This window comes from Microbacterium sp. B24 (genome assembly GCF_000333415.1).
Taxonomy (GTDB): domain Bacteria; phylum Actinomycetota; class Actinomycetes; order Actinomycetales; family Microbacteriaceae; genus Microbacterium.
In genome coordinates this window covers 1-3,604 of record NZ_BADB01000412.1, presented here as the reverse complement: position 1 = coordinate 3,604, position 3,604 = coordinate 1, and the positions used below count along the sequence as shown (strand labels likewise).

The following is a 3,604-nucleotide window of genomic DNA, read 5'->3' as shown; positions in this document are numbered from 1 at the left end:
CCTGAGCCGGCGTTGTCCTGGTACCAGGAGTGCGCTCATCCTGGTATCAGCGCCACCCCGCTGCGCACGCCGCCCCCGTGCCCAGCGCACTACGCTGGCGGACATGCGCACGGATCGCCGGGACGAGTTCGCCGCCTTCCTGCGCACGCGCCGTGAACGTCTGAGCCCCGACGACGTCGGCCTTCCTCCGGGCACCCGCCGGCGCGTCGCCGGCCTTCGCCGTGAGGAGGTCGCCACGCTCGCGGGGGTCGGGCTCACCTGGTACACCTGGCTCGAGCAGGGCCGACCGATCGCGGCGTCGGAGCAGGTGCTCGGAGCGATCGCGCGGGCGCTGCGCATGACGGAGGACGAGCGGGACCACCTGTTCGCCCTGGCCGGCGCGACACCTCCCGAACGGGACGAGCACGCCTGCGTGAGCGCGGCGCACCTCGATCTGCTGTCCAAGCTCATGCCGTATCCCGCCGCCGTGCAGACGGCTCGCTTCGACATCCGTGCCTACAACCGCTCCTACCGGTTTCTCTTCGCGGATCTGGACACGATCGCTCCCGAGGGCCGCAACTGTGCGGTTCGGATCTTCACCGATCCGGCATGGCAGCGCGCGCACACCGACCTCGACAACGCCCAGCAGCGGATCGTGGCGCGTCTGCGCGCCGCATACGGCCGCCACCACGACGAGCCGGGCTGGCAACGCTTCATCGCCCAGCTCGAGGAGCAGTCTCCTCCGTTCGCCGAGCTGTGGCGCCGCGGCGACGTGGCCGCCGAGCACAATGCGGTGAAGCGCCTCGCTCATCCGCGCTGGGGAGTGCTCCAGTTGGCGATGACGAGCCTCTGGACGGGCGAGGCGGGCGGGCAGCGGGTGGTCTGGTTCTCCCCGCAGGATGCGGCGACGGCGCGCCGACTCGACGTCCTCGCCCGCTTCGCCACCGAGGAGCCGGTGCTGTCGGGTTTGTCGCCCGCGACCTCTCAGCCGAGCGGCTTGATCTCCAGCGTCTCCGGCGCTTGACCCGCCGCCACCGTCGCGAAGGACGAATACCCGTCGGCGGCAGCACGCTCAAGCAGCGCCTTGAGGTTCTTGGTGCGCTGCTCCAGACGCACCCGCGAGCCGTCCGCGACCAGTGCGGCCTTCAGAGCGACGAGCTCGCCGACCGGCACGTCGCGCTCGTGCACGAGGACGATGGAGGACGTTCCCGCATCGTCGGCATCCTCGAGAAGATCGACGATGCGCTCGAAGCCGAGGGAGAAGCCCACCGCGGGTACCTGCTGGCCCAAGAAGCGCCCGATCATCCCGTCGTAGCGACCACCGCCGCCGAGTGAGTAGGGCACGCTCGGATGGGCGAGCTCGAAGATCGTGCCGGTGTAATAGCCCATGCCGCGCACGAGGAACGGGTCGAACACGAGCGGCGCGCCCTGCGCGTCTTCTGCGCAGACGCCGCGGGCCGCCGAGACCGCCGCGCCGATGGCCACGAGATCGGCCACGATGTCATCCGGCACGTCCTCGGGCAGCGCGGCGCGGATCTGCCCCTGACCGTAGGGACGGTATTCGCGCGTCTGCGGCCGGCGCAGGAAGGCGTCGAACGCGTCGACGGCTTCGGACGTGGCGCCTCGCTCGCGCAGCTCGGCGACGATGCCGTCGGCCCCGATCTTGTCGAGCTTGTCGATGGTGATCAGCACCCCGGCACGCTCTTCCGAGGCGAAGCCGAAGCTTCCGAGCATCCAATCGAGCACGCGACGGTCGTTGACGCGGATGCTGCCGCCAACCAGACCGAGCGCGTCGAGCGCATCGAGGCTCGCCACCAGCAGCTCGGCCTCGGCCCGACCCGTCGGGTCACCGATGATGTCGATGTCGCACTGCACGAACTGGCGGTAGCGGCCCTTCTGCGGCCGTTCGGCACGCCACACCGGCGCCATCTGGATGGAGCGGAAGACGGACGGCAGCTCGGCGCGGTGCGTCGCGTAGAAGCGCGCGAGGGGAACGGTGAGGTCGTAGCGCAGGCCGAGGTCGCTGAGTGCGGCGGCGTCGTCGGCCACGGCACGGATCGCGTCGGCATCCAGTCCACGCTTGAGAACGTTGAAGGCGAGCTTCTCGTTGTCACCCCCGATGCCCGCGTGCAGCCGGTCGTAGTCCTCCATGACCGGCGTCTCGATCTCGTCGAATCCATGGGCGCGGTAGCGATCGCGGATGACGGCGAGCACGCGCTCGCGACGGGTCTTGTCGGCGGGGAGGAAGTCGCGCATGCCGCGCGGCGGGTTCACGGATGCCACGGGATCATTCTTCCAGGTCGCCGGATGCCGACGCGGACTCGACGGCTCGCACCTCGTCCTCGAGTCGGCGGATCGCTCCTCGCAGCGCACGCTCGGCATCCCACCCGCGGCGCTGAGCGCGCGCCACGAGCCCGAGCAGCTCCCTACCCAGCTGCTCTTCGCTCTGGGCACCCGCATCACCGTCGCCCCGCCCGTCGTCCGGGCGAGACGACGACAACGGCAGCGCCGCCGCGCGGCCCAGCAGCTTCTGCGCCAGCGCCAGGGAGGGCATGTGGGCCGAGACGCCGTCGAGCACGGACCGCCGATCCTGCTTCTCGGCGGCCTTGGCGGCGTTCCAGTGGACGAGCACTTCCTCGGGAGTGGTGGCGACGGCATCCCCGAACACGTGCGGGTGCCGACGGATCATCTTCTCGGCGAGCGCGTCGGCGACGTCATCGATGTCGAAGGGATCCTCCGTCGCGTCCGCCGCCACCGCGGCGTGGAACAGCACTTGCCAGAGCAGGTCACCGAGTTCCTCGCGCAGATCGGCGCGCGTGCCGGCTTCGACGGCGTCGATCAGTTCGGCCGCCTCTTCCACGAGGTACGGCACGAGGTCCTCGTGCGTGATCCGCGCCGACCACACGCATCGCGCCCGCACTGCTGCCATGACGTCGGCGGCGCGTCGCAGGGCGTCGCCAGTGGAGGTCGACGCCGGATCGATCGGACTCAGACGGTCGCCGTGCTCCGGCGTCGATGATGCCATGCCCGCCACGATACGAGGATCCCGGCGATCACGAGCGAGATCGCCGAGCCGGCAAGCACCCCGAGAGTGGCCTGATCGCGGATGTCCGGCGCCCCGGAGAACGCGAGTTCGCTGAGCAGCAGCGACACCGTGAAGCCGATTCCGCCCAGAGCACCCGCCGCGAGGAGGTCACCACCGGCGAGTCGATCGTTCTTCGGTACCCGCAGAAGGCGCTGCGCCAGGCCGCCGGCCACGGCGATTCCGATGATCTTGCCGACCGGCAAGGCGACCAAGACTCCCCAGAAGGCCGGCGAGAGCTCTCCGGCAGACACGGCGGGGATCGCGACCAGGGCCGCGCACAGCGCGAACAGCGGCAGCACGATCGCGTTGACCCACGGTTCGAGTGCGTGTCGTGCCCGCAGAGCGGGCTGCTGGGCCATCGCCAGCCCGAGCACGACGCCCGCGATCGTCGCGTGCACGCCCGACTCGTGCACCGCATACCAGGTGCCGATCGCGCTCACGACGAGACCGACGACGGCGACCGGACGGGCGCGGGTGTCAAGGAGCCGGCTGCAGGCCGCGAAAACGACAACGATCACCAGCGCGAGCAGCATCATGGCG

4 protein-coding genes are annotated in these 3,604 nt (G+C 70.4%); 1 reads left to right on the top strand and 3 read right to left on the bottom strand.

All coding sequences use genetic code 11. The features are described from left to right. The first annotated feature begins 103 nt into the window (after positions 1 to 103). Complete coding sequence (locus tag I5I_RS12270) at positions 104 to 1,003, top strand: helix-turn-helix transcriptional regulator (RefSeq protein ID WP_036320015.1); 900 nt, start codon at positions 104 to 106, stop codon at positions 1,001 to 1,003. Here the strand turns inward: I5I_RS12270 and I5I_RS12265 are convergent. The 3 genes from I5I_RS12265 to I5I_RS12255 all read right to left on the bottom strand — a co-directional run. Beyond that, a complete protein-coding gene (locus I5I_RS12265; protein ID WP_036320020.1) occupies positions 964 to 2,235 on the bottom strand; it encodes a histidine--tRNA ligase in 1,272 nt (423 codons plus the stop codon). The two genes, I5I_RS12270 and I5I_RS12265, sit on opposite strands and share 40 nt — an antisense overlap. A 31-nt stretch (positions 2,236 to 2,266) precedes the next feature. Beyond that, positions 2,267 to 3,004, bottom strand: a complete 738-nt coding sequence (locus tag I5I_RS12260) for a MazG family protein (RefSeq protein ID WP_036320018.1) — start codon at positions 3,002 to 3,004, stop codon at positions 2,267 to 2,269. Beyond that, the coding region (locus I5I_RS12255) for a Na+/H+ antiporter NhaA (RefSeq protein ID WP_036320013.1) at positions 2,968 to 3,604 on the bottom strand (637 nt) is incomplete at its 5' end. The genes I5I_RS12255 and I5I_RS12260, both read right to left, overlap by 37 nt.

What these genes read in the sequence shown, in the direction of transcription:
- I5I_RS12265 (WP_036320020.1), bottom strand. Translation starts at nt 2,235, where the DNA reads ATGCGCGACTTCCTCCCCGCCGACAAGACCCGTCGCGAGCGCGTGCTC.
- I5I_RS12270 (WP_036320015.1), top strand. Translation starts at nt 104, where the DNA reads ATGCGCACGGATCGCCGGGACGAGTTCGCCGCCTTCCTGCGCACGCGC.
- I5I_RS12260 (WP_036320018.1), bottom strand. Translation starts at nt 3,004, where the DNA reads ATGGCATCATCGACGCCGGAGCACGGCGACCGTCTGAGTCCGATCGAT.